The sequence below is a fragment of the Faecalibacterium faecis genome, assembly GCF_040096475.1.
GTDB classification, from domain to species: domain Bacteria; phylum Bacillota; class Clostridia; order Oscillospirales; family Ruminococcaceae; genus Faecalibacterium; species Faecalibacterium taiwanense.
Genome location: NZ_JBBMEP010000049.1, coordinates 1 through 1,381 on the forward strand (window position 1 = coordinate 1; position 1,381 = coordinate 1,381).

Here is a 1,381-nt window from a genome sequence, read left to right on the forward strand (position 1 = left end):
GCTGTCCAGTGCGGCAGCATCGCCTTTCTGTGCCAGCGCACAAAGCCGTTCATTCGTCTGCTTCATGGGCGTTTTCCCGCTCTGCGGCAGACTGCAAGATTCCCAGCAGCCCGCTCCGCAGCTGTTCCAGTGCTTCCGGCGTGGCTTCTTCCATGCCCGAAACGCTGTCCAACATTGCATCCGTCAACTGCTCTGCCGTAATCGTTGGGTGCTGCACATCCTGCCCTTTGGTCAATTCGGCGAACATTTTCTCTGCCATTTTCTTGCTCATGGCTTCCTGTTCGGCGTAATGGCTCCCGATACTCTTTTTGATTTCCTTGACCGCCGCCATAAAGTACGTCTCTATGTCATCAAGGTCGCCCTGATACACGGGCTTTCTCCGAAGGCTGATGTCCTTTGCGGCTTTGGCTGCCTCCGGGGTCTTGACCTTTGTGCGCAACAAGGTGCTCAATGTCGTGAGCATGGCGTTCTGTGCTGCGATGCCGGATGCAAAAGTATCATCAAAATACTGCGCTATGCGGTAAGTAAGCTCTGCAAAGCGGGCGTTTTCCAGCAGCAGATTGACCACCTCTGCATTGACACGCCCTGTGTAGAGGTTCTTTGCAGCTTCTACGGACAAGCCCAGCTCGGCAATGTCGTAGTTCTTGCGGTCAGGGATGTTGGTTTCTCCCAGCAGGAAATCCGTGGACACGTTGAACAGCCTTGCAATCTTCAGCACCTGCTCATGGGTCAGGGTTCCTTTCGCACCACTGATAAAACGACTGATAGTGCTTTTAGAGCAGCCGATTTCCTTGGCAAGCTCCGGTTGATATTGTGCTCTTTCATCAAGTCCGCAAGACGGACGTTGGACGGTGCAGGCAGATATTCCTGTGCCATGTGGTCGGCCCTTCTTTTGGCGTTTTTTCTCATTATAATACGCTCTGCCGTTTTGTTCAATATACGGTTTCCTCTCTGCCCTTGCTGTTGCAGCCCTGCAACCAGTAAGGGCTTTTTTCTTTTTCCGTTGCAGTTTTGCCGCTTTTTTGCCTTTCCTCCAAAATTTTCCGTATATTCAGGCAGGAAGCAAAAAACACCAGAGTTCCCACACGGGGATACTCTGGTGCAACGCACGAAACAAAGGAGGAACGCCCTTGAGCCTGTATCAAACTGTCAAGTCCGCCATCACCGTTCGGCAGGTGGGAGAGATGTACGGCATGGAGCCCGACCGCCATGGCATGGTGTGCTGTCCGTTCCATTCCGACAGCGACCCCAGCATGAAGCTGAACGACACCTATTATTACTGCTTTGGCTGCGGAGCCAACGGCGATGCCATCGACCTCACCGCCAAGCTGTTCGACCTGAACCCCCGGCAAGCCGCCGAGAAGCTGATAAATGACTTCGC

3 protein-coding genes are annotated in these 1,381 nt (G+C 53.4%); 1 reads left to right on the top strand and 2 read right to left on the bottom strand.

Annotated elements, in window-relative coordinates; genetic code table 11:
- Positions 1-49: 49 nt before the first annotated feature.
- Positions 50-787 (bottom strand): helix-turn-helix domain-containing protein, encoded by a 738-nt coding sequence (locus tag WMO17_RS13030; RefSeq protein WP_349138326.1) that lies wholly within the window; start codon positions 785-787, stop codon positions 50-52.
- Positions 730-876 carry a hypothetical protein gene (locus WMO17_RS13035; RefSeq protein ID WP_349138324.1) on the bottom strand — a complete coding sequence of 49 codons (147 nt, stop codon included), beginning with the start codon at positions 874-876 and terminating at the stop codon, positions 730-732. Before WMO17_RS13035 ends, WMO17_RS13030 begins: the two co-directional genes overlap by 58 nt.
- Before the next feature lie 254 nt (positions 877-1,130).
- Here WMO17_RS13035 and WMO17_RS13040 point away from each other — a divergent pair.
- Positions 1,131-1,381: CHC2 zinc finger domain-containing protein (locus tag WMO17_RS13040; RefSeq protein ID WP_349138325.1), on the top strand; the 251-nt coding region annotated here is incomplete at its 3' end.

What these genes read in the sequence shown, in the direction of transcription:
- WMO17_RS13035 (WP_349138324.1), bottom strand. Translation starts at nt 876, where the DNA reads ATGGCACAGGAATATCTGCCTGCACCGTCCAACGTCCGTCTTGCGGAC.